General features: G+C 60.1%; 23 protein-coding genes. 15 read left to right on the top strand and 8 right to left on the bottom strand.

Annotated elements, in window-relative coordinates:
* Positions 1-685: ATP-binding cassette domain-containing protein (locus tag HMPREF3044_RS10495; RefSeq protein ID WP_246821037.1), on the top strand; the 685-nt coding region annotated here is incomplete at its 5' end.
* A complete protein-coding gene (locus tag HMPREF3044_RS10490; RefSeq protein ID WP_005388148.1) occupies positions 682-1,332 on the top strand; it encodes a methionine ABC transporter permease in 651 nt (216 codons plus the stop codon). The genes HMPREF3044_RS10495 and HMPREF3044_RS10490, both read left to right, overlap by 4 nt.
* A gap of 115 nt (positions 1,333-1,447) precedes the next feature.
* On the opposite strand, the gene HMPREF3044_RS10485 is transcribed toward HMPREF3044_RS10490, so the two are convergent.
* Positions 1,448-2,491 carry a pentapeptide repeat-containing protein gene (locus tag HMPREF3044_RS10485; protein ID WP_005388145.1) on the bottom strand — a complete coding sequence of 348 codons (1,044 nt, stop codon included), beginning with the start codon at positions 2,489-2,491 and terminating at the stop codon, positions 1,448-1,450.
* 208 nt (positions 2,492-2,699) lie between these two features.
* On the opposite strand from HMPREF3044_RS10485, the gene HMPREF3044_RS12740 reads away from it, so the two are divergent.
* On the top strand, positions 2,700-2,921 hold the full coding sequence (locus HMPREF3044_RS12740; protein ID WP_256381095.1) for a transposase: 222 nt from the start codon (positions 2,700-2,702) through the stop codon (positions 2,919-2,921).
* 377 nt (positions 2,922-3,298) lie between these two features.
* Here the strand turns inward: HMPREF3044_RS12740 and HMPREF3044_RS13675 are convergent, their stop codons facing one another.
* A complete protein-coding gene (locus HMPREF3044_RS13675; protein ID WP_371326122.1) occupies positions 3,299-3,634 on the bottom strand; it encodes a pentapeptide repeat-containing protein in 336 nt (111 codons plus the stop codon).
* Positions 3,635-4,164: 530 nt separating this feature from the next.
* The gene (locus tag HMPREF3044_RS10480) at positions 4,165-5,556 is read right to left on the bottom strand and encodes a sodium:proton antiporter (RefSeq protein ID WP_081446481.1); all 1,392 of its coding nucleotides are present in this window, start codon (positions 5,554-5,556) and stop codon (positions 4,165-4,167) included.
* A 101-nt stretch (positions 5,557-5,657) separates the two neighbouring features.
* Here HMPREF3044_RS10480 and HMPREF3044_RS10475 point away from each other — a divergent pair, with 101 nt between their 5' ends.
* Both HMPREF3044_RS10475 and HMPREF3044_RS10470 read left to right on the top strand, forming a co-directional pair.
* On the top strand, positions 5,658-5,984 hold the full coding sequence (locus tag HMPREF3044_RS10475) for a hypothetical protein (protein ID WP_005388138.1): 327 nt from the start codon (positions 5,658-5,660) through the stop codon (positions 5,982-5,984).
* 382 nt (positions 5,985-6,366) lie between these two features.
* Positions 6,367-7,842 (top strand): ATP-binding protein, encoded by a 1,476-nt coding sequence (locus tag HMPREF3044_RS10470; RefSeq protein ID WP_231285974.1) that lies wholly within the window; start codon positions 6,367-6,369, stop codon positions 7,840-7,842.
* 103 nt (positions 7,843-7,945) lie between these two features.
* Here the strand turns inward: HMPREF3044_RS10470 and HMPREF3044_RS10465 are convergent, their stop codons facing one another.
* Together HMPREF3044_RS10465 and serS are read right to left on the bottom strand one after the other, a co-directional pair.
* Positions 7,946-8,719: an HAD family hydrolase gene (locus tag HMPREF3044_RS10465; protein WP_070741477.1), complete on the bottom strand. Its 774-nt coding sequence runs from the start codon at positions 8,717-8,719 to the stop codon at positions 7,946-7,948.
* Positions 8,716-9,972: a serine--tRNA ligase gene (gene serS / locus HMPREF3044_RS10460; protein ID WP_070741473.1), complete on the bottom strand. Its 1,257-nt coding sequence runs from the start codon at positions 9,970-9,972 to the stop codon at positions 8,716-8,718. The genes HMPREF3044_RS10465 and serS overlap by 4 nt, the downstream gene beginning before the upstream one ends.
* Before the next feature lie 41 nt (positions 9,973-10,013).
* Here serS and HMPREF3044_RS10455 point away from each other — a divergent pair, with 41 nt between their 5' ends.
* From HMPREF3044_RS10455 to HMPREF3044_RS10435, 5 genes are all read left to right on the top strand, one after another.
* A complete protein-coding gene (locus HMPREF3044_RS10455) occupies positions 10,014-10,748 on the top strand; it encodes a GntR family transcriptional regulator (protein ID WP_070741469.1) in 735 nt (244 codons plus the stop codon).
* An 11-nt stretch (positions 10,749-10,759) separates the two neighbouring features.
* Positions 10,760-11,746: a septum formation family protein gene (locus HMPREF3044_RS10450; protein WP_005388133.1), complete on the top strand. Its 987-nt coding sequence runs from the start codon at positions 10,760-10,762 to the stop codon at positions 11,744-11,746.
* Positions 11,743-12,090: a metallopeptidase family protein gene (locus HMPREF3044_RS10445; protein WP_005388132.1), complete on the top strand. Its 348-nt coding sequence runs from the start codon at positions 11,743-11,745 to the stop codon at positions 12,088-12,090. Before HMPREF3044_RS10450 ends, HMPREF3044_RS10445 begins: the two co-directional genes overlap by 4 nt.
* Before the next feature lie 794 nt (positions 12,091-12,884).
* Positions 12,885-13,139: a type II toxin-antitoxin system Phd/YefM family antitoxin gene (locus tag HMPREF3044_RS10440; protein WP_070741466.1), complete on the top strand. Its 255-nt coding sequence runs from the start codon at positions 12,885-12,887 to the stop codon at positions 13,137-13,139.
* Complete coding sequence (locus HMPREF3044_RS10435) at positions 13,136-13,390, top strand: Txe/YoeB family addiction module toxin (RefSeq protein ID WP_070741463.1); 255 nt, start codon at positions 13,136-13,138, stop codon at positions 13,388-13,390. The genes HMPREF3044_RS10440 and HMPREF3044_RS10435 overlap by 4 nt, the downstream gene beginning before the upstream one ends.
* Here HMPREF3044_RS10435 and HMPREF3044_RS12990 read toward each other — a convergent pair.
* A complete protein-coding gene (locus HMPREF3044_RS12990) occupies positions 13,387-13,581 on the bottom strand; it encodes a hypothetical protein (protein WP_141759689.1) in 195 nt (64 codons plus the stop codon). The genes HMPREF3044_RS10435 and HMPREF3044_RS12990 overlap by 4 nt on opposite strands.
* A gap of 238 nt (positions 13,582-13,819) precedes the next feature.
* Here HMPREF3044_RS12990 and HMPREF3044_RS10430 point away from each other — a divergent pair, with 238 nt between their 5' ends.
* Together HMPREF3044_RS10430 and HMPREF3044_RS10425 are read left to right on the top strand one after the other, a co-directional pair.
* Positions 13,820-14,959 carry an acyltransferase family protein gene (locus HMPREF3044_RS10430; RefSeq protein WP_168167252.1) on the top strand — a complete coding sequence of 380 codons (1,140 nt, stop codon included), beginning with the start codon at positions 13,820-13,822 and terminating at the stop codon, positions 14,957-14,959.
* A 382-nt stretch (positions 14,960-15,341) separates the two neighbouring features.
* Entirely contained in the window at positions 15,342-16,094 is a 753-nt protein-coding gene (locus HMPREF3044_RS10425) for a type 1 glutamine amidotransferase domain-containing protein (protein WP_005388125.1), read from the top strand.
* Here HMPREF3044_RS10425 and HMPREF3044_RS10420 read toward each other — a convergent pair.
* Positions 16,074-17,249 carry an LCP family protein gene (locus HMPREF3044_RS10420; protein ID WP_070741461.1) on the bottom strand — a complete coding sequence of 392 codons (1,176 nt, stop codon included), beginning with the start codon at positions 17,247-17,249 and terminating at the stop codon, positions 16,074-16,076. The two genes, HMPREF3044_RS10425 and HMPREF3044_RS10420, sit on opposite strands and share 21 nt — an antisense overlap.
* Positions 17,246-18,349, bottom strand: a complete 1,104-nt coding sequence (locus tag HMPREF3044_RS10415; protein ID WP_246821035.1) for an amidase family protein — start codon at positions 18,347-18,349, stop codon at positions 17,246-17,248. The genes HMPREF3044_RS10420 and HMPREF3044_RS10415 overlap by 4 nt, the downstream gene beginning before the upstream one ends.
* Positions 18,350-18,385: 36 nt before the next feature.
* On the opposite strand from HMPREF3044_RS10415, the gene pheA reads away from it, so the two are divergent.
* The 3 genes from pheA to HMPREF3044_RS10400 all read left to right on the top strand — a co-directional run bounded on the left by pheA (position 18,386) and on the right by HMPREF3044_RS10400 (position 20,823).
* On the top strand, positions 18,386-19,213 hold the full coding sequence (gene pheA, locus HMPREF3044_RS10410) for a prephenate dehydratase (RefSeq protein WP_070741455.1): 828 nt from the start codon (positions 18,386-18,388) through the stop codon (positions 19,211-19,213).
* Positions 19,214-19,220: 7 nt separating this feature from the next.
* Complete coding sequence (locus tag HMPREF3044_RS10405; protein ID WP_005394561.1) at positions 19,221-19,784, top strand: histidine phosphatase family protein; 564 nt, start codon at positions 19,221-19,223, stop codon at positions 19,782-19,784.
* 349 nt (positions 19,785-20,133) lie between these two features.
* Positions 20,134-20,823 (top strand): hypothetical protein, encoded by a 690-nt coding sequence (locus tag HMPREF3044_RS10400; protein ID WP_246821033.1) that lies wholly within the window; start codon positions 20,134-20,136, stop codon positions 20,821-20,823.
* The last annotated feature ends 438 nt before the right edge of the window (positions 20,824-21,261 follow it).

Raw genomic sequence — 21,261 nt, 5'->3', positions numbered from 1 at the left:
AACCGTCGCGGAGAACGTCGCCATGCCCCTCATCTTAGAGGGGACGCGCGATGCGCGGCGGGTGAACGACGCGCTTGAGCTCGTCGGGCTCGGCGACAAGGCCGACGCCAAGCCGCAGGAACTGTCCGGCGGGCAACGGCAGCGCGTGGGCATCGCCCGTGCGCTTGTCACCCGTCCACGTTTATTGCTTTGCGACGAGCCGACCAGCGCGCTCGACCCCATGACCACCGGGCAGATTCTTGACCTGCTCACGCAGATCAACGAGCAGCTCGGGATCACCGTCCTCATCATCACGCACCAGATGGACGTCATCGCCCGCATCGCCGATGAGGTCGCCGTGCTCGAACACGGCCACCTCATTGAGCATGGCCCGGTGGAGGATGTGTTTTCCAGCCCTCAGCAGGAGCTCACCCGCGAGTTTGTGGCCACCACGGTGCCGCGAGCAGACGCTGACAGCGACGCTGAGCGGCTCATCCGAGTACACCACCGCGACGGCGCCGCGCGATCGCTATTTGATAAGCTCGCCCACCTCGGCGTGCGTGCCTCACTTTTGCAGGCAAACGACCTGCCACTGCGCAGCACCACCGTGGGATCCATGCTCATCGGGCTGGACAATCCGGGCGCTGACCAGGCAATTGCCCTTATTTCACATACCGACGGACTCTCAGTGGAGGTTATCCGATGAGCCGTGTGACCCCAGAAATGTACCTCAACGCCGGGGCAGAAACCGCCTACATGGTGGGAATCGCCCTAGCCATTGGCGCTCTCATCGGTATCCCGCTGGCGCTTTTGATGGTGATCACCCGGCCCGGCGGGCTGCGCCCGCAGCCTGCCATTTACCAGGTGGTCAACGTGGTGGTGAACATCCTGCGCTCGCTCCCCTTCGTCAACCTCATGGTGGCCATTGTGCCACTGACGAGGCTCATCACAGGTACCTCCATTGGCACCACAGCAGCACTGGTGCCACTGACCATCTACATCGCTCCGTTTGTTGCCAGGCTCATCGAGCAGTCCCTGCTCGAGGTGGACGCCGGCATCATTGAGGCTGCAGATTCCATGGGGGCAACCTTGTGGCAGACCATCCGCTACTTCCTCCTGCCGGAAGCCAAGGCGTCCATCATCTTGGCGCTCACCACCGCCACCGTGGGACTCATCTCCGCCACCGCTATGGCCGGTTACGTCGGGGGTGGCGGCGTGGGCGACCTCGCGCTGAGCTACGGCTACCAGCAGTTTGATACCGTCGCCATGGTGATAACCGTCATCATTCTCATCGTTGTGGTGCAGGGAATCCAGTCACTTGGCAACTACCTGTCCCGCCGCGCGCGAGACTAAGTATTCCTACGTGCTCCACACCACTGAGCGCCCCCGCAGACACCGCCACGACACATGCACTTAGCTCGGCGGACTGCGGGATCGTATACTTCGGAGTATGAGTGGCTAGTGCGCCCTAAGAATGCCAGGGGAGGAAAGTGGGGCTTGCACCTATTGCGTCGTATTCTTTGAGCTCCATAGGAGGAGTGCGGAAAGTCTTTTCATTTTCTTCCACCTCATCGATGTCAAGATTTGCATCGACTTCCCTTTGAATTCCCGGCCAACGACTAGATACCAACTCGAAGCCGTCTTTCACAATCGACATTCCATCAGGAAAGATGGTCTGCTCATCAACAAATGCACCATCAAAAACCGAGGTATGAACCCGACAGCCAGAAAACTCAGCACCGGAAATGATTGCTCGGTGAAAGTGAGCGAAGAGCAAATCCGCTCCACGAAAGCTCGCACCTCGTAGCTCAGCGCCATCGAAATGCGCATGGGCGAAGACCCCAGAAAAGGTACAGTTCGGTACATATGCACCTACCCACCGCGAACGAGTGAAATTTCCCCCAGCAATACCCCCATCCCAATGTGAGACAGAGAAGTTAGTACGGCGAGCGGAAACATCCCGCAGACAAGCTGAATTGAGGAAAGCCTCATGAAAGGATAGGTCATCGAGCGAAATACCCGAAAGCTGGAGATAGGGAAGGTTCAGTCCAGCAAAAGACACCCGCACGGGAATCGAAACCAGTTTCACGTTGGCAATCCGGCCTAGGATTGTGGCCTGCTCCAAAACATTGGGCGACTGACCGAAGTACAACCGCTCGTCGATACGTTCGCAGATCCCGGTCACACCGAAGCTCACTGGATCCCACTGACACTCATGGTGGAGCTGCGTAAATGCACGGTAGGGGCGAGCCAGTGGAGCTCCGCCTAGAGCAAATTTACGTTGTTCCTCTGAGAGGCCTCGATCCATGCCCGGGCAACCACAATCTGTGTGCAGAAACATCGCTAACACGTTGAAAGCGTCCTGTACACGATGGCTGACGGCCTCGCTTTTTGCTTCCGCGCCACGAGAGTCAATATAGCCCAGTAGACGGTTCACTCCCTCCCGGCGGAGTTTACATTCCGATGCTTTCAGAAGCTCAACCGCAAGGTCAAAATCCTCGTTAGCCGTCATCGGACGCTACCAAATCTGCTCGTATCGTTGACGTAGTCCGGACAGACTGAACGAACCGGTCGAGTATGGTTCCCAGACTCCGATGGCTCGCACCACGCGGTGACTACACCCACGTCAAAAGAATCATTAGACAATGAAGAGGGCCGACCCAAAAAAGTCCTTTCTTTTCTTCCTCTATAAATCACAGTTATGAGGCTACCCGCAAGTTGTGAACAGTGGTATCCATTTTTCCAGCTACGCCACCGCTATCAAAGAGCACTTACCTACAGTACGACGGGCGATGACCACCTTCCACGTGGTGCATCTTGCAGCCGGCAGACTCACCGCCGTTCATCCACGCTTCCAACAGGAGAAATACCACTGTAGGGGGCGAGAAGATGACCCGTTAAACAAGTGCCTAAAAGCACTTCTCACCTCTAAGAAACGATAGGCGCCTCGGCCGAAAACCAGCTTGGAACCTTATTCCCCGACGATCCTGGCCATCTGCAGCTAAAGGTCGTCTGGTGCGCCTATAAGTAGATCATCGTCTGTGATACCCAAATAAAAAAGGCAGCGCAAACAAGTACGCATGATATTATCTACCAGCTGAAAGCCATGACCAAAATCTATCCATAGCTCACTCAACTAGGACACAGCCCTCACAAACCTCTTTGACATCCTCGCCTACTTCAACGAAGGGCTATCGGATGGAACCGTCGAAGCAATCAATGGCAGACTCGAGCGCTTGAGAGGAATCGCCCCCCACTTCTCCACCCTAAACCACTACCTCACCCACTCCGGAAGCATCGGCCGCAAAACCCACGCACTCTAAAACCGGAAGAGTCTCATCAGATCTGCACTGTAAACAGCCCCTGGAAGATTTGGCGGAATAAATTCGCAACCTCTATATTGGAGACAGTCCGAGAACTGTTCCGCGCTGAAACTTGTGTAACGAGAAAACAGTGTACCTTGGAAAGTGCAGTCCACAAACGTACACCGATGAAACTCCACAGAATCGATGGAGGCTTCCGAAAAATCTACCCGTTCAAAAGTGCATCTCTCACAGTTCCCCCACGTCAAGCTGCAATGTGAAAAATCACAGTCAGTAAAACGCGAATCGATTACCACGACCCCATCGAAGTGAGACCCAGACAGCTGAACCATACAGAACTCACCGTTAACGAGTTGAAATTGTCTAATTGATGATTCACGAAGATTCCTATTGGAAATATTGATTCCACCGCAGCCACTCGAATGTAGGGAAAGCGTATTCAGACCGAGATTTACAATTCCCTTAGACTGTTCCGGCTGCTCCGGCGCACGCCAAAGGTAGGTGGAAATCTCTTGAAGTGGTTGGAGTCTACGCGCCAGCGCACCTAAGATTTCCCATTTAGCAACCGTGTAATACGTGGGATCCGACGTGCTTCCTTCATCCGGATGAGTGGCTTCATCAAATAGCAAATGAGCAACATCGTTAACTAAAGTGGACCCCTGTAACGATAGTTCATCCCCTAAATATACCAGCTGATAGGCCGATGAGAGCCGCGTTAAGGCGGATGTACTTCCGATTTCTCGGCTATACCTTTCATAGCGAGCGTGCAGCTCTGTCTGTCTCATGAGTGCCAGTATAGGCACAGCGGGGATGCAGCCTGTTCTCTTAGGAACCTCTAACATCCCCGCCTAGCTGGGCTAGCTTATTTCGCTAGCTCTTTTTTACCTGCACGGAAGTTAAGCGCGGCACGGACCAGCTCAAAGAGCGTGCACACCACGGCGATGGGCGTCATAATCACTCCGGGGGCAACAAAGAAGCCACACACGGCGACGAGCACCGGCAGCAGGTGGATGCAGGATTTACCGATGTACCCGCCGAAGGACGGCATATCCACACCATCGGATTCGGCGACGGATTTCACCATGAAGTTTGGGCCGTTGCCAATGTAGGTCATGGCACCGAAGAACACGGCACCGAGGCTGATGGCTACAAGGTAGTGCTCGGGAACTCCAGCCACGCGGGGATCGCCTGGAAGCTCTCCCGCGATGGAGAAGAACGTGGCGTACGTGGGCGCGTTGTCCAGGAAGGACGACAGGGAGCCGGTGAGGAAGTAGAAGCTCGCCTCGTTGAGGTTAAGCTTGGGGGCAACCTCGGCGAGGTAGCGAAGCGCCGGAATCATGGTGAGGAAGATGCCGACGAACACGGCGGCGACCTCGAGAATCGGGGCCCACACGAACTTGTTGAGATCGTAGCGGACCTTATCCGAACCGAACTTGAGTGAGGCCAGTGCGGCAAGCCCCATGATGATCTCGCGGGTGGGAATCCAATCCGTGAGCGTTGCGGTGCCTGACTCGATTGCTTCAGCATTCATTGAGGGAGCAAGAGCAACGGCAACGATGATGATGGCGAAGAAAAGGAAGTTCATCTTGCCGTCGAGGTGGATCGGCTCGGTCTCCGTGCGGTCGCGCTCGGTGTCCTCCTTAGACTCCATCGCGTGGATCTTGCGGTCGAGGCAGTAGTAGCTCACGAGCAGGAGGATGAACACGAATGCCCATTCCTTGAACAGGCTGAACGTCCACGTGAACGGCACGCCGCGGAGCATGCCAAGGAACAGCGGCGGATCACCCAGCGGGGTCAACAGACCACCGGCGTTTGCGACGATGAAGATTGTGTAGATAACAGTGTGGGCGACGTACTTGCGTTCCTCGTTGGTTTTAAGTATCGGCCGGATGAGCAGCATCGCCGCACCCGTGGTGCCGATGAAGGAGGCAATACCGCCACCGATGGCGAGGAAGATGGTGTTGTTACGGGGTGTCGCTTCCACGTCGCCACGCAAATAGATGCCACCAGCCACCGTGAACAGACACAGCAACAGCATGATGAAGTTGAAATATTCAATGGCGGCGCCAACGACGGCTGCGGGCTCCCCGCCGAGGATCATCCACGCGGCGACGGGCACGCCCAGGATGAGTGCGACAATCAGCTGGTTTCGGGGTCTATCCCAGAAGCCCGCGGTCGCCGGGACCAGGGGGAAGATGGCAATGCTGAGGAGCATCAGGACGAAGGGGATAAGGCCCCACGCAGGAATTGTCACAAGTCACATCCTTTGTTTTCGGCGGTTATCGGTCACTACGTAGTTTAGGACTGTGGGCTATTAATTGTGCAACGGCGGGGAGAAAAAGTAGCCTGGAGCACATGTTCCCTACAATTGATACTCCTTTGAAGAAAGTCGGACTCGCCTGCGTCGTACTCGGGGTCGCCGGATTCCTCCTCATGGTTCTTGATTCGGGCGTGACGTGGTACAGCGTTGTGCTGCTCGCCCTTCTGCTTTTCAATGGCAGCCTGGCGGTGTTCCCGGATTTCCCCATCACCGTCTGTGCTATTTTTGCAATTTTCTTAGGCGGTTTGGTGCTCATAATTGGCATTCCCGCCGGCGTGAGCTGGATCTTCCTCACCGGTGCCGCGTTGTCGATGGTGTGGGGTGGCTATGCGGTCCACGAGGAGCGGAAGATCGGCGCTTAGGCGTGTAATGCTCTGGGCTCATTTCTTTCGCTGAGCACTACACACGACACTCCACACGCTGTGCGAGTGTTGTGTGTAGTGTTGAGTGTTTCGTTATTGCAGGTAGCCACATAACACTCCACATGCTGTGCGAGTGTTGCGTGCGTCATCTTCGGAGGTAGCGACGTTAAAAGTGCCGAACACTCCACCTAACACACCACACAACACTCCACATGCGTTGTGTTTGTAGAGTGTTGAGCGCAAATCAGGGACAATATCAATGACTATTCCCTGTTCAACGCACCAAAACTAAAACACTCTACACAACACTCCACACCTGGTGTGTATGTAGAGTGTTGTGTAGAGTGTTGTGTAGAGTGTTATCCCCTCCGAAGGAGTGAAAGTGGAATCTTCACAGCTCGTTGACCTAGTGGAGAGGTTGCGGTCCATCGGTACCGACACAATGGATGTCGAGGTGAAGTCCGCAGCCCATGAACTTCCCAGAAGACTTGCTAGAACTGTCTCTTCTTTCGCGAATACGCATGGCGGGACGATCATCCTCGGCCTCGACGAAAGCACAGATTTTACGCTGGTTGACGGATTCAAAGCCAAGAATATGGCTGATTCACTCGCCACGGTTTGCAGAGATCACGTCACACCGAGCATCTCTCCCGACATTGACATCGTCGATTTCGAGGATGGTCAGGTCGTTGTCGGTGCAATTCCAGCACTCGCCCCACGGGAGCAGCCCTGCTACGTGACTGCACAGGGGAAATACAACGGCAGCTACACCCGCGCGCACGACGGAAATAGGAACCTCAAGCCGTATGAGATTGACCGTCTTGAAGAAAACCGGCAACAGCCAGAGTGGGACCTGGAGATCGTTCCCGATGCAACTGTTGAGGACTTGGATCGGGAGATCATCGAGGCTCTTTTAGGGCGAGAACGTACAGTACACGGGCGAATCTTCGCTCGCATGTCCGATGAAGATGCTCTTATCAACCTTCATGTGCTCAGAGAGACAGCGGATGGCGACGTTCGGCCAACGATAGCTGGGCTTTTGACTACCGGAATTTATCCACAGAGGTTTTTCCCTCGCCTTAACGTCACATTTTCCAGCTACCCCGGCGATTCAAAGGCTACAGGCCTAAACAACCAGCGTTTTCTCGACAACCAGAGCTTTGTTGGCCCGATCCCGACACTCATTCATGACTGTGTCGACGCAGTACAAAGGAATTCCCGGATTGGTGGCGTGATCGATGGGATATTCCGAAAGGATTTGCCAGATTATCCGCCCGTCGCAGTGCGCGAAGCCATCACCAACGCTCTCATGCACCGTGACTACTCTCCACAGGCAAGGGGCGCTCAGGTACAGGTGGACATGTACCCCGATCGGCTCGAGATCTTCAACCCCGGCGGACTGTACGGAATGGTTACCGAGGACACTCTTGGAAAAGCCGGTGTTTCCAGCACCCGTAACCAGTATCTTTCCCAATTGCTGGAGTCCTGCCCCTACCCTGGTGGAGGGTACGTAGCCGAGAACAGGGGCAGCGGATACCAGGAAATCCTGAGCCAATTGGACCAACAACTTCTCCCGCCTCCGATTCCCAAAGACTCACTTACCGGGTTCCGGCTTACCTTCCCCATGCGTAAACCAACTGCGCCAGAAAAGCGTGCGCACGACACAGTGACCAGCAGGGATCGCATCATCGAGCACGCGTCGACACACGCTACTGCATCGAGTCGTGAGTTGGCAGCAGCAGCTGGAATTTCGGTCAGTGGTGCCCGCCGGATACTGCAAGAGCTGGTAGGTGAAGGAATTCTCGAAAGGACTCAGCCATTGAGGAGCCCCAAGCAGCGGTACAAGCTGCACCGGTAGGGGTTATGCTGGTCTAGACCGGGAACGTTTAACACTACACTCAACACTCCATATGAGATGCGAGTGTTGTGTGCAGTGTTGTGTGTTCGACTCTCGTCGGGTTTTAGAGCAGTCGCTCGAGAACCTCGGGGATGCGGGCGACCTCGTCGGCGGCCTCCTGAACCTCTGCGGGGGCGTGGGGCATGGCGACGCCGGTGCCGGCCCAGCGAAGCATCTCGATGTCGTTGGGCATGTCGCCAAAGGCGACGACGTCCTCGGGGGCGAAGCCGAGGTCCACAAGCCCGGTGGCCTTGGTGATGCCGGGGTGGGAGACTTCGAGAAGGCCCTCGTCGACGCTGTAGGTGATGTAGCCGAGGTCGGAGGGGATGCGGTCGGCCAGGACCTTAGCCATCTGCGCGGAGCTCATCCCCTCGTGGCGGAGCAGCAGCTTCGTCGCCGGGATGCGAAGGATCTTGTCGTCGTCCTCCATGCCCGGCGCGTCCGTGTCCCACGTGGGGGCGTAGTCCGGGGTGACGACGAAGAGTTCGCTCTCCGGGTTGAAGGCGCTATTGCCGGCGCGCTCCACGGCGATGGTGATGCCGGGGATCGCTTCGCGGGCGGCGCGGACGATGGAGCGCATCGCCTTCGGGTCGAGGGGGTGGACGGCATCCATGCGGTCGTGCTCGGAGTCGTAAATGATGGCACCGTTGGCGCAGATACAGGTGGGTTTGACGGGAAGCTGCGACAGGACGTCGGAAAGCCATCTGGGCGGGCGACCGGTGGCGAGAACCAATCGGTGACCGGAGGCTAAAGCCTCCGTGAGGGCGGAGAGGGTGTCGGCGGGGACGCGCTCGGAGTCGTCGAGAAGCGTGCCGTCGACATCGGTGACGATTATCACTTGGTGATCCTTTCCATACCTCCCATGAACGGACGGAGGGCGGCGGGGATGATGACCGAACCATCGGCCTGCTGGTGATTTTCGAGGATGGCGACGAGCCAGCGGGTGGTGGCGAGCGTGCCGTTCAGGGTGGCGGCGATCTGCGTGCGACCGTCCTCGTCGCGGTAGCGGATCTTCAGGCGGCGGGCCTGGAAGGTGGTGCAGTTCGAGGTGGAGGTGAGCTCGCGGTACGTGTTCTGCGTGGGGATCCAGGCCTCGGTATCGAACTTGCGGGCCGCAGAACTGCCGAGGTCACCGCCAGCGATGTCGATGACACGGTAGGGGACCTCGATGGCGGCGAGCATGTCCTTTTCCATCGCCAGCAGCGCCTGGTGCTGAGCCTCGGCATCCTCGGGCTTGCAGTAGACGAACATTTCCAGCTTGTCGAACTGGTGGACGCGGATGATGCCGCGCGTGTCCTTGCCGTAGGAGCCGGCCTCGCGGCGGAAGCAGGAGCTCCAGCCCGCGTAGTGGAGGGGGCCCTGGGAGAGGTCGATGATCTCGTCGGAGTGGTACCCGGCGAGGGCAACTTCAGAGGTGCCGACCAGGTACTGGTTGTCCTCCTGCAGGTAGTAGATCTCGTCCGAGTGCTGACCCAAGAAACCCGTGCCCTGCATCGTCTCGGGGCGGACGATGACCGGCGTGATCATCAGGGTGAAGCCGTGCTCGATGGCCTTCTGCGCGGCGAGGTTCATCATCGCCAGCTGCAGCTGCGCGCCGAGGCCCTTGAGGAAGTAAAAACGGCTGCCGGAGACCTTGGCGCCACGCTCCATATCGAGGATGTCCAAATTTTCGGCGATGTCGAGGTGGTCCTTCGGCTCGAAATCGAAGGTCGTCTTCTCCCCGACCTCCTCGACGACGACGAAGTCATCCTCGCCACCGGCGGGCGCGCCCTCGACAACGTTGCCGAGCTGCATCTGAATATCGAAAACTGCTTGTTCGGCTTGCTTTTGGGCGGCCTCGGCGTCTTTCAGACGCGCCTTCAGCGCCGTGGATTCCTCAATGAGCGCCGGGCGCTCGGCCGGGGAGGCCTGACCGATCTTCTTTCCGAACCCGTTTTGCTCCTGACGCAGCTGGTCAGCCTTCTGGATAGCGTCGCGACGGGTCTCGTCTGCGGCGAGGAGTTTATCTACTAGCGAGGGGTCCTCGCCGCGGGTGCGCTGGGACTCGCGGACGACATCGGGGTTTTCGCGGAGAAATTTAAGATCGATCATGGCTACTAGCCTACATGCCCGAACGCTAAACCATAAAGGTTATGACCAGCGCGCCTATAATGAACCCTATGGCCGCTAAACCCAAGCATCAACAACTCCGCGAACAACTCGAAGAACTCTGCACTACACAGCTCCAACCTGGCGATATGCTCCCCGGCGAGCGTCAGTTGGAGCAGACCTACGGCGTCAGCCGGATCACCGTACGACGCGCCATCGGCGACCTCGTCGCCTCCGGACACCTCGTCCGCGCCCGCGGCAAAGGCACCTTTGTCGCCCCCACTCCCCTGGCGACGCGGCTCAACCTGGCGAGCTTTTCCTCCGAGATGCGCGCCCAGCAGCTCCAGGCTACCTCGAAGGTGTTGCATGCGGAGATGGAGGACGCCCCCGAGGTCGTCTCCTCGTTCTTCGGTACCTCGGATACCCCGCACGTTCATCTCACCCGCCTCAGGCTTGGCGACGGACGGCCGTACTGCATCGACGACGCCTGGTATAACTCCACGCTCCTCCCGAATTTGCTTTCCGACGATGTGGAGGCGTCCGTCTACCGTGTCCTCGACGCCCGTGGCTTCCCGATCACCGATGCGGAACAGGCCGTCAACGCCGTGTGCGCCGGTGAGGAGGTCGCCAGGCCCCTCGAAGTAGAAATCGGCGACCCGCTGCTGCGGACGATTCGGTGCGCCCGCTCTGGAACGCGCCCCATCGAGTGGTGCTGCTCCCTGTACCGCGCCGACCGCTACACCCTGCGCTCGCACGTGACCCGCAAGGACAGCGAGTAGGGTATGTAGCAATGAATATCTTGCGCGACTCCACCATCCTGCACACCGCCCTCATCGCGGCGCTGGCGGGAGGGGCGCTCATGGGCGGATATGCAACGATGCGCGGCGGAGACGAGCCCGCGCGCACAGGCGGGGAGGAGACCACGGTAACGACGTCGGCGAAGCCGAAGGCGCACACTTTCACCGCCGCCGGCCCTGGCCAGTGCCTCACGTGGGATGTCGGCGAGGACGGCTCCACCAGCAACTTCACCACCGTGGACTGCGCCGAGGAGCACCGCTTTGAGATCTCCTCCCGCGAGGACCTGGCCACCTACCCCTCCAGCGAGTTCGGCACCGATGCCGCCGCCCCGGACATCACCCGGCAGGCGCAGTTGCGCGAGGAGCTGTGCAAGCAGCAGACCATCACCTACCTCGGCGGCAAATACGATCCGACCGGCGTGTACTCCATCGCCTCCATCCTGCCACCCGCCGATTCCTGGACCGCCGGCGACCGGACGATGCTCTGCGGCGTGCAGCGCACCGATGACGCCGGCAAAATCACGACCTCGACAGGCAAGGCGCAGAACCAGGACCAGTCACGCGTGGCCGAACGCGGCGAATGCGTGGCCATCGACTCCGCCAACGGCAGCCACAAGGTGGACTGCGGCCAGCCGCACTCCTACGAGGTCACCGACCGCGTCAACCTCTCCGAGGTGTTCGACCATCCGCCGACAACGGAGGAGCAAGACGCCCACCTCAAGGACGTGTGCACGAAGGCGGCCCTGGACTACATGGGTGGCGACGACAACCTGTATAACTCCTGGCTCGCCGTGTACTGGACGACGATCCCCACGGCCAGCTGGAATGCGGGCAGCCAGTCCGCCAACTGCGCACTCTTCCACCCGGCGGAAGGGGGCGGATTCTCCACGCTGCAGGGCAGCGCGCCCGCCGGGTTTACCATCGACGGTAACCCGCCGGCCCCGCGTCCGGAGCGGCGACCCCTGAGGAACCCCCAGTGAGCGTCGAGATTTCCGACGACGAGTTTGAGGAGCTCGTCGACAAGTCCCTTGAGCTGATCCCCGAAGCCCTCATCAATCGGATCGAGAACACCGTTATCCTGATCGACGATTATAACGAGGAGGACCCCACCATTTTGGGGCTTTACCAGGGTGAAGCGATGACGGAGCAGACGTATTTCGGTGCGTTTCAACCGAACACGATCACGATTTATCGGGAATCGCTCAAGGACTGGTGCGAGACGCGGGAGCAGCTTGAGGAGGAGGTCGCGATCACCGTCGTGCATGAGATTGCGCACCACTTCGGCATCGACGACGCGCGGCTGCATGAGCTGGGGTGGGGGTAGGTTAGCTGGCTTTCGTGTCGCCCCAGACAAAAGGTACCGCGATTTGGTAGCATCCCCCCTGTGCGAACATCCCTGGGCTCAATACGGGTGTACGGCCTACCCCTTTCGCCCCCTGCATCCCAAGAATGAAAGGTAATATCAGTGCTGGGCCGGGAGACATCAATAGCCTTTCTACCTGCTACTATAATTTCGCACTTATTGCGCAGCTGCGCACTAGCGCACAGTTCCCCGTCTCCGTCAACCTCCGCCCAGTGCCCTTGAAGCATGAAGCGAAAAAGGAGAGTCCGACGCAGTTCGTCGTCTCCAGCGTGATTTTTTTCGCGCTCGCAATACCGCTATTCGGATTATTTGCCCTACTTACCTCACTTACCTCCCCCCTCTTCGGTACATCACCCGGATAGCTACCCGTGGTTGGCGGTTTCCTTGGCCCGATTCTGGCTGCATTCATCGCCGATAAGGTGGTAAAGAAGGACGAGGACACGTAGGCCATAAGCCTCTACTTATTGCGTCGTTGCGCACAAAGGTGTGACCAGTGCGAGTGTGACGTGTGCTTTTCGCTCCGTGCCGTGCCTTTATAGAGGATTTCTTATTGCGCCGTTGCGCACAAATTCGGAGCAAAAGCTCTTAAAGCGGAGGCGCTCGAAAATCTAATAAGCAGCTAGTTATCGCGTCGCTGCTAGCGTCCCTGTTGGCCACGCTTTGTTGCACTCCTTCGCAGTGAGCTTCCTCTTGATCAGGCGAGCACAAGTCGCGTACAATTTTCTGTACGGACGGAAATGTAGAAGGGGCACACCATGAAAACGATGTCATATTCCGAATCCAGGGCGCGATACGCCGAGGTCTTGCAATCGGTGGTTGACGACCGCGAGGAAATCGTCATCACCCGTAGCGGTCACGAATCTGCCGTTATTCTTTCACTTGATGACTACAACTCTCTGCGAGAAACCGCTTACCTTATGCGTTCACCACGAAATGCCCAGCTCCTCTTTGAAGCGGTCACGGAGTTGGAATCTGGCAATGGCACCGCAAGAGATCTGCTTCCGGAATGAAATACATCTGGAGTACGCAAGCTTGGAACGATTACCTGTACTGGCAGGAGACCGATCGGAAAACCGTTAAGCGAATCAATGCGCTGATCAAGGACATCTCTCGCAACGGTAACGACGGTATCGGCAAACCCGAGCCTCTAAAGTACGAGCTCAGCGGTTACTGGTCGCGCAGAATCACCGACGAACACCGCCTTGTGTACAAGTACACCGATGAGGCGCTTTACCTTGCGATGTGCCGGTATCACTACTAGTGAGCTGGGATCTGACAGCGTCGCCCGGGCTTGTCAGGAGCAATATTCGATAGGGCCGCAGTAAGGATTGCCAGGATTGGGAATACGAGCATTCCGATGTTAGCGACGGTGCGGATCGCGCTCTCCTGTGCACTCATGTGTGAGGATCCGATAGCAGCTACGGCAAGGATCATCAAACCTGACGTTCTCACAAGTGCGAGTGCTATATGGGCTGGTGTCCCTGTATTAATGACCCATTGGGCAAACGATAGTGAGCACCACTATGACTAGTGGACTAATAATAGCGATTCCTCGTGCCATTCTTTATTCCTTTCCTTGGTTGACGGGTGTCGGGAAGCGGGGGTAACGGAGCCGTCCTTCTGAATGCTCGTTTTCGTATTTTCGGCCTGAAAGGATATTGTTTCGCTAATACTGGGAAAGGAGATATGGGTGGGGAAGAAGCGCCTGGCGTGGCCTGACGTGGCAAAGGGGGTGTCGATCCTCGGTGTCATCGTGCTGCACGTGTGCTTGGCGGTGCCGGGTGGGATGGACACCCTGCTCGCGCGCGCGAACTCCGTGATGGATCCCCTGCGCATGCCGCTGTTCTTCCTGGTCTCCGGGTACTTCTCAGCCAAGATCCTGAACTACAGCCTCACAGATCTCTTTGTTCGTCGGCTGTGGTTCTTCCTCGTTCCCTACGCGGTCTGGGTGCCGGTAGAGATCAACCTGAAGTTCGTCGAATTCAAGCTGGTCTTCGACGCCGACCCTGTGGGTGCCACCGAGATCCTGTGGCGCATGCTCATCGGTGCTAACCTGGCGTGGTTCCTCTGGGCTCTGGTGCTGTTCAACCTCGTGCTGTGGTCCATGCGCAAGCTGCCCCCGGCGGTCGCGATCGCTGCCAGTTTCGCGCCGCTGCTGCTGTTGCCCTGGCACGACAAGATCCCGATCGTCGGCATGCTGATCCTTTACCTACCCTTCTTCGTCGGCGGCCTGCATCTGCGTGGCCCGATCTCCCGCTTTGCAGCGACAGCGACCTCCGTCACGCGCTGGCTGCCAGCAGCTATGGGCTTCTTCTTGGGCGTGGTGCTGGTCAAGTTCTTCGCTCAGGTGGACCCGGACCGTGTGGCGCTGCCGTGGATCCTGCCAGGCATGGATGTCCTCGGACACTACGAGGCTGCCTTGCTGGTGCGCTTGTCCAGGGAGCTCCTCTCGCTGCCACTGGCGGTCGTCGTCGCAGTCGCGATCACACGCCTGCCGCACCTGTCCAACGACCTGCAGTTCGTCGGCCGCCACACCCTGCCCATGTACATCGGGCACCCGATCGGCATGACCCTGGGCTACCACCTGGTGCGCTACGCGCTCGACGATGCGGGCCCACAGTCCACTACCTTCTGGCTCGCCTACGCTATCCTCATCGCGCTCGTGTCCGGCTGGCTGTTCCACCTGCTGTCGAAGGTGCCGGTGCTGGGCTGGACGCTGACGCCGCCGAGCCTGGCGAGGCCTCAGCCTGCTGTTGGAACGGAAGCTCATGCCGAGAATCGGGACCACGCCTTCGACACCGCACTCCCCAACGCAGGCCGGACCCCCTAACTCCACAATTAGCCCCAATTCCAGGGTAATTATTGAGTTAGCGATCCCCAGCCCGATGTTGGATGCCGAGAATCGGGACCACGCCTTCAACACCGCACCCCCCAACGCAGGCCGGACCCCCTAACTCCACAATTAGCCCCAATTCCAGGGTAATTATTGAGTTAGCGATCCCCAGCCCGATGTTGGATGCCGAAAATCGGGACCACACCTTCGACACCGCACCCCCAACGCAGCCCGGACCCCCTAACTCCACAATTAGCCCAAATTCCAGGGTAATTATTGAGTTAGCGATCCCCAGCCGGGCCGGGGTGCTTACACGCCCTGCGATCCGCGGTCATTTCATGCACAATTGAGGTGCACTAACTGAAAGGGACACCTTATTATGCCGTCGATACGCTATACGCCGACACCTGAGCCGAGGAACAAACACGAGCTGCGGGGCGAGCATCCGCGTCGCATCCTGCAGGTGGTGACCGGCGTTAACCGCTACCTTGATCGCCCGGGGCATCGTACCGGACTGTGGCTGGGAGAGCTCAGCCACTCCTGGGATGTGTTTATGAATGCCGGGTTTGAGCAGGTCATCGCGAGCCCCAGTGGTGGGGCGGTGCCGCTGGAGCCGAAGTCCATCCGCTTCCCGAACTTCGATGCTTCGACACGCGCGTGGTACCACGACAAAGAGAAGATGGCGCTGCTGGACGATGTCGCCTCGCTGGAGGACGTGTCTGCCGCAGATTTCGATGCCATCTTCCTCACCGGTGGCCACGCCGTCATGTACGACTTCCCCGGCTGCGATGCGTTGCAGCGCCTCATCCGCGACATTTACGAGGCCGGCGGCGCGGTTGGGTCCGTCTGTCACGGTTACTGTGGGCTGCTGGAGACGAAGCTTTCCGACGGTTCCCTGCTCATCGCGGGCAAGAAACTCACCGGTTTCTCCTGGGTGGAGGAGGTGCTTGCCGGTGTTGCGGAGATCGTCCCCTACAACGTGGAGCAATCCGTCAAGGAGCGGGGCGCCACGTACAGCAAGGGGCTGGTGCCGTTTATCTCCCACACGGAAACGGATGGGCGCCTGGTGACGGGGCAGAATCCGGCGTCGGCACGGGCCGCGGCGCACAAGCTAGTTGAGCGAATTAAATAGCTTCGTCGCCGCGTCCTGATCCCACAGCACCACGGAGCCGACCTCGGTGTCCGCAAACGAGGCGACGGGGATGGTCTGCTCGTTGATGCCCGAGCGCATGGCCAAGGCCACCCGGGCGAGGTGCCAGATGTGGTCGCCATTATCCACGGTGAAGGAGCCCGCCACGTGGGTCACGAGCGGCACGATCTTCAGGGGGTTGGCCAAGGTTTTCGGGCTCGTCATCGTATCGAGGAGGACACCGAGGAACTGGCGCTGGCGGGCGACGCGGTCAATATCGCCGAGGGCGGTGGCGCGGGAACGCGTGAACTTCAGGGCGTTCGGGCCGTCGAACTTGTGGCAGCCCGGCTCCAGGTAGAAGGCGATGACGTCGTCGTAAATCGGGTCCTCGGTGCACAGTTCCACGCCGCCGACGGCATCGACGATATTGGCCAGGCCGCCGAAGCCGACCTCGGCGTAGTGGTCGATTTTCAGGCCCGTGTTCTGCTCCACGGTCTCGGTGAGCAGCTGCGAGCCGCCGATGGCGAAGGCGGCGTTGATCTTGTTGTTGCCGTAGCCGGGGATCGGCACGTAGCTGTCACGGGGGATGGATAGCAGCGTGGGCTTGCCACTCATCGGCAGGTGCAGCACCATGATCGTGTCCGTGCGGGAACCACCCTCATCGTCGCCGGTCATGAGCTCATCCTTCTGCTTCTGGGTGAGTCCCTCACGGGAGTCGCTGCCGACGAGCAGCCAGTTCGTGCCGGCGGTGTCGGCGATGTGGCGGGACGGGAAAGCGTCGATACGCGTGAGCGCACCGTCGGCCCAGACACCGCCACCGACCAGCGCCACCAAAAGCACGATGAGGAAAATGGCCAGGGGCTTTGCGCAACCGCTGCGGGTGCGACGGGTGCGGCGGTTGTCCTGCGGGGCGATCCGCTGGGCCCGGTTGGGGATCCGCGAATCGCGGCGGCTGGGAATCTCGCGGGAGGCGTTGGGGACGCGCTCCACGCGGTTGTTGACCGGCGGGTTGTTGCGGCGCTGGACGCGCTCGGCGAGCCCGGAGTGATTATCGTTACCACGCGCCTCCTGCAGCGGAGTCCGGGTGCGCTTGGGCACGGGACGGCCGTAGCGGTCCCGGATCACGTTCCCGTTTCGGTCCGTGGCGTATTCACTCATAACTCACCATTGTAAACACGCGCCGCCACACGCAGAAGCTCCTCGTGCGATGCCCGCACACCAACAAGCTGCACACCCAGGCCGATGGGCAGCGTTAACGCTGGATAACCCGCCATATTCGCCAGCGTCGCCCACGGCGTCCAGCGGGTCTGCTCCGCGAAGTCCTCCGCCGGGTGGAGGGAGGAAAAGAAGCCGATCGGCGGCGGTTCATAGGCGAGGACGGGCGTGACGAGGATATCCACGCCGAGGGCCTCCACCATCTCGCCGGTGGCCATGAACTGCTCGGCGGCCTGCACGTACTCGGCCGAGGTGACCTGCTGGCCGCGGTCCCGTAGCCACGCCCCGAGAGGCTGCAGGGGGCCGCGGATGCGCGCAGTGCGGTAGGAAAAGAGCGTCGAAAAGCAAGCAAAGTGAGAGCGAGGATAGGGGCGACGGACCTCGTGACCGCCGAGCGCGCGGGCGACGGCTTGTGTGCTTTCCGTGTCCTGCGGGTCGACATCGGCGTGGAGGGGCTCAACGAGGTAACCGACCCGGGGCTCGTCGCTGCGAGACGAAAGCTCAGTCCGGGTGACCGTGGCCAGGTCGGCGACCGTGCGGGCGAGGTAACCGTGACCCGTGGGGACGGCACCCTGGTTGTTGTGCGCCAACTTCAGCCCCAGGACCCCGCAGGCCGCGGCGGGAACCCGGATCGAGCCGCCACCGTCGGTGCCGTGGGCGACGCGGACGAGACCGCGCGCGACTGCAACGGCGGCGCCACCGGAGGAACCACCCGTGGTCGCGCCCGGGAACCGCGGATTCACCGGCGCGGGCATCCCGTTCGGCTCACAATAAGCCGAAAGCCCCAGCTCACTCGTCTGCGTTTTGCCGTAGATCGTCGCACCCCGGCGGCGCAGCGCCCGGATCGCGGGGTCGGTGGTATCCGGGATGTGCTCCCGGTAGACGGACCCTAACCTGCAGGTCAGACCCTCGACAGCGGTGAGATCCTTGGCGGGAATCGTCCACCCCGTGAGATCCCCTTCGACCTCCGGGAGGAGCACGTCCGTATTGACAAAGCCGTGCTCCTCCGGCGCCAGGCCACGTGTGTCCACGCCATCTCTCACAATCGGCAGATTCCTCACCCGTATTAAGATACATCCATGACCACGGTTTCCTACCTCGGCCCGCAGGGCACGTTTACTGAGCAGGCCGCCCACACCCTCGTCCCCGAGGGTTTTCAGCCCCACCTCGTCTCCTCCCCCGCCGACGCCATCGCGGCCGTCTCGTCCGGCCGCGCGGATGCAGCCGTCGTCGCCGTGGAAAACTCCGTCGACGGCGCCGTCACCGCCACCTTCGACGCACTCGTGGGTGCCGGCATCACCATCACCGCCGAAGTGGACCTGGCCATCAGCTTCACCATCGCCGGCACGCTGCCCGCCCGCCGCTTCGCCACCCACCCCATCGCCTACCAGCAGGTGAAGAACTGGGTGGAGGCGGCAAGCCCCGGGGTGGAATTCGTCCCCGCCTCCTCTAATGCGGCCGCCGCCGACATGGTCGCCACCGGTGAGGCCGATGCCTGCGCCTGCCCACACCCCGCCGCCGTCAGCCGGGGACTCCCCATCCTGGCAACCGACGTCGCCGACCATGAACGCGCCCGGACACGCTTCTTGCGCGTGGAAAAGACCGCCGTCGCTCCCCCGCGCCGCGGCATCACCTACCGCACCTCCGTCGCCTTCACCCTGCCCAACAAGCCGGGCACACTCGCCCACGCGCTCACCGAATTCGCCACCCGGGGCGTGGACCTCACCCGTATCGAATCCCGGCCGACGAAGAAAGCGCTCGGCACCTACGTGTTCTACTGCGACCTCATCGGCCACGCGTCCTCCCCCAGCGTCGCGGAGGCCCTCGCCGCCGTACGCGCCCACGCCGAGAACCTCGAATACCTCGGCTCGTGGCCTGCAGCCGGTGACGAAATGAGGGATAATTGAGCACACTATGATCATTTTGCTGCGTCACGGACAAACCACCTCGAACCTCACGCACGCCCTCGACACCGCCCTGCCCGGCGCGGATCTGACCGACCTCGGGCGCGAGCAGGCTTCGGGCGTGGCCCCGGAGCTCACCGGAATGACCACCACCTTCGCCTCGCCGGCCCGCCGCGCGCAGCAGACCGCCCACCACGCCGGCCGCACCTATGAGGTGCTCGACGGCGTGCAGGAGATCAACGCCGGCGACCTGGAGATGCGCGCCGACCTACCCGCCCTGGAGCGCTACCACCGCGCCGTCCACGACTGGCTCATCGGTACCGACACACCGATTCCCGGCGGGGAGACCAAGGAGAGCTTTCTGGGGCGCTACCTACCTGCCATCACGAGCGTGGAGGAGAACACGCTCATCGTCTCCCACGGCTGCGCCATCCGCATCTTCAGCGCGCTGGCCTGCGGCCTCGACGCCGACAAGGTGATGGCCAACCCCCTGAACAACTGCGAGTGGGTCGGCCTTGAGCGCACCGGCGCCTTCGGCTCGTGGCGGCTGATCAACCGGGATATGTGGATGTAGCTTTCGCACCTATCCCGCACCTGTCCTGTTCACGGTTGGACGGGTATCGCCCGAACGGCTCGACCCATCGCTCGACGCTTATCGCCGGGCGAGTGGGTGAACGGTGGAAACCAACGGCAACCCCCAAGCCGGTTAGCTCGCTGTATAGCGACGAACTTATTGCGCCGTTGCGCGCAGGGCTGATCCATCCTCCTCCTCCGTCTCCTACGTATGGCCCACCACTTATTGCGCCGTTGCGCGCAGGGCAGAAAATCTTCCCGGATTGTGACTATCGGAGTATCTTTGGCCTGTATATCTATGTCTATATCTATGTCGCAGTCCCGACAAAATTCCCTAGCTGGAGGCGAAGATGGTACAACGAACACTCATGTCCCTGTCGGTGGCAATCACCACCTACCTTGCGACGAGTATGCTTGTCCAGGACGGCCACAACGGCTTGCTCCTCACCCTGGTGCTGATCTTCTGCACCGTTTCTCTTGCCCTTGCATCCTCCTTTTCGTCGGCCCTGCATGGGAGAACATCTCCAGCCACACTGATCTCCGCTGCGACCCTGGCCCTCATCGTTGCCTACATTGCTTTCGCCGACGCAACGAGCCAGCTGTGGCCGCTCATCTCCGCAGCCGTCACGTTCGTCGGCGTTTTCCTCTCAGTGCAAACAACAGCAGCCCACGCCGATGAACACACGGATGAGCAGCCCAGCATTGACGCCGACACCACAGCCACCCCAGCTACCCCAGCCACACCAGGGATGACTGCTGTAAACCTCAACCCCTCACATATCGCGTGGATCTACCACAAGCTCATCACGATGCCCTACTACGCCATCAATGACGAGGTCACCCACATCGAGTGGGGCAAGGAGGACATAGTCACGCTTACCCCTGGCGACCACTTTGCCGCGGGGTTTTCGAACCGGTTCAACCTAGACAAGCGCTTGAATGAGAAAGCTTTGCCGGTCCTGCACACACCTCCAAAACGCATCTTCGGGCGCCTGGGGCCACTCAACTCCTCGACCTACCACTTCACGGTCAGTCAGTAATCCACCTGCACTTATGCAGGGCCACTTATTGCGCCGTTGCGCGCTGGGCGGGGCGAACGTTCCGACCCACACCGAACCCGCCCGCAGCCGCCAAAGCAGGCCGGGCCTGTGAACCCCTCACCACGCCTCACGCCCAAGATCAGCGCACATAGCAACGAACTTATTGCGCCGTTGCGCGCTGGGCGGGACGAACGTTCCGACCCACACCGAACCCGCCCGCAGCCGCCAAAACAAGCCAGGCATGTGGACCCCTCGCCGCGCCCCACACCCAGGAGCAGCGCACATAGCAACGAACTTATTGCGCCGTTGCGCGCTGGGCGGGACGAACGTTCCGACCGCGCCGAACCCGACCGCAGCCGCTAAAACAAGCCAGGCTTGTGGACCCCTCGCCGCGCCCCACCCCAGTAGCAGCGCACATAGCAACGAACTTATTGCGCC

Origin of the sequence: Corynebacterium sp. HMSC073D01, assembly GCF_001815555.1 — a bacterium.
Lineage (GTDB): Bacteria > Actinomycetota > Actinomycetes > Mycobacteriales > Mycobacteriaceae > Corynebacterium > Corynebacterium glucuronolyticum.
The sequence above is the reverse complement of the archived record's forward strand: the minus strand, read 5'-3'. Positions and strand labels throughout refer to the sequence as shown.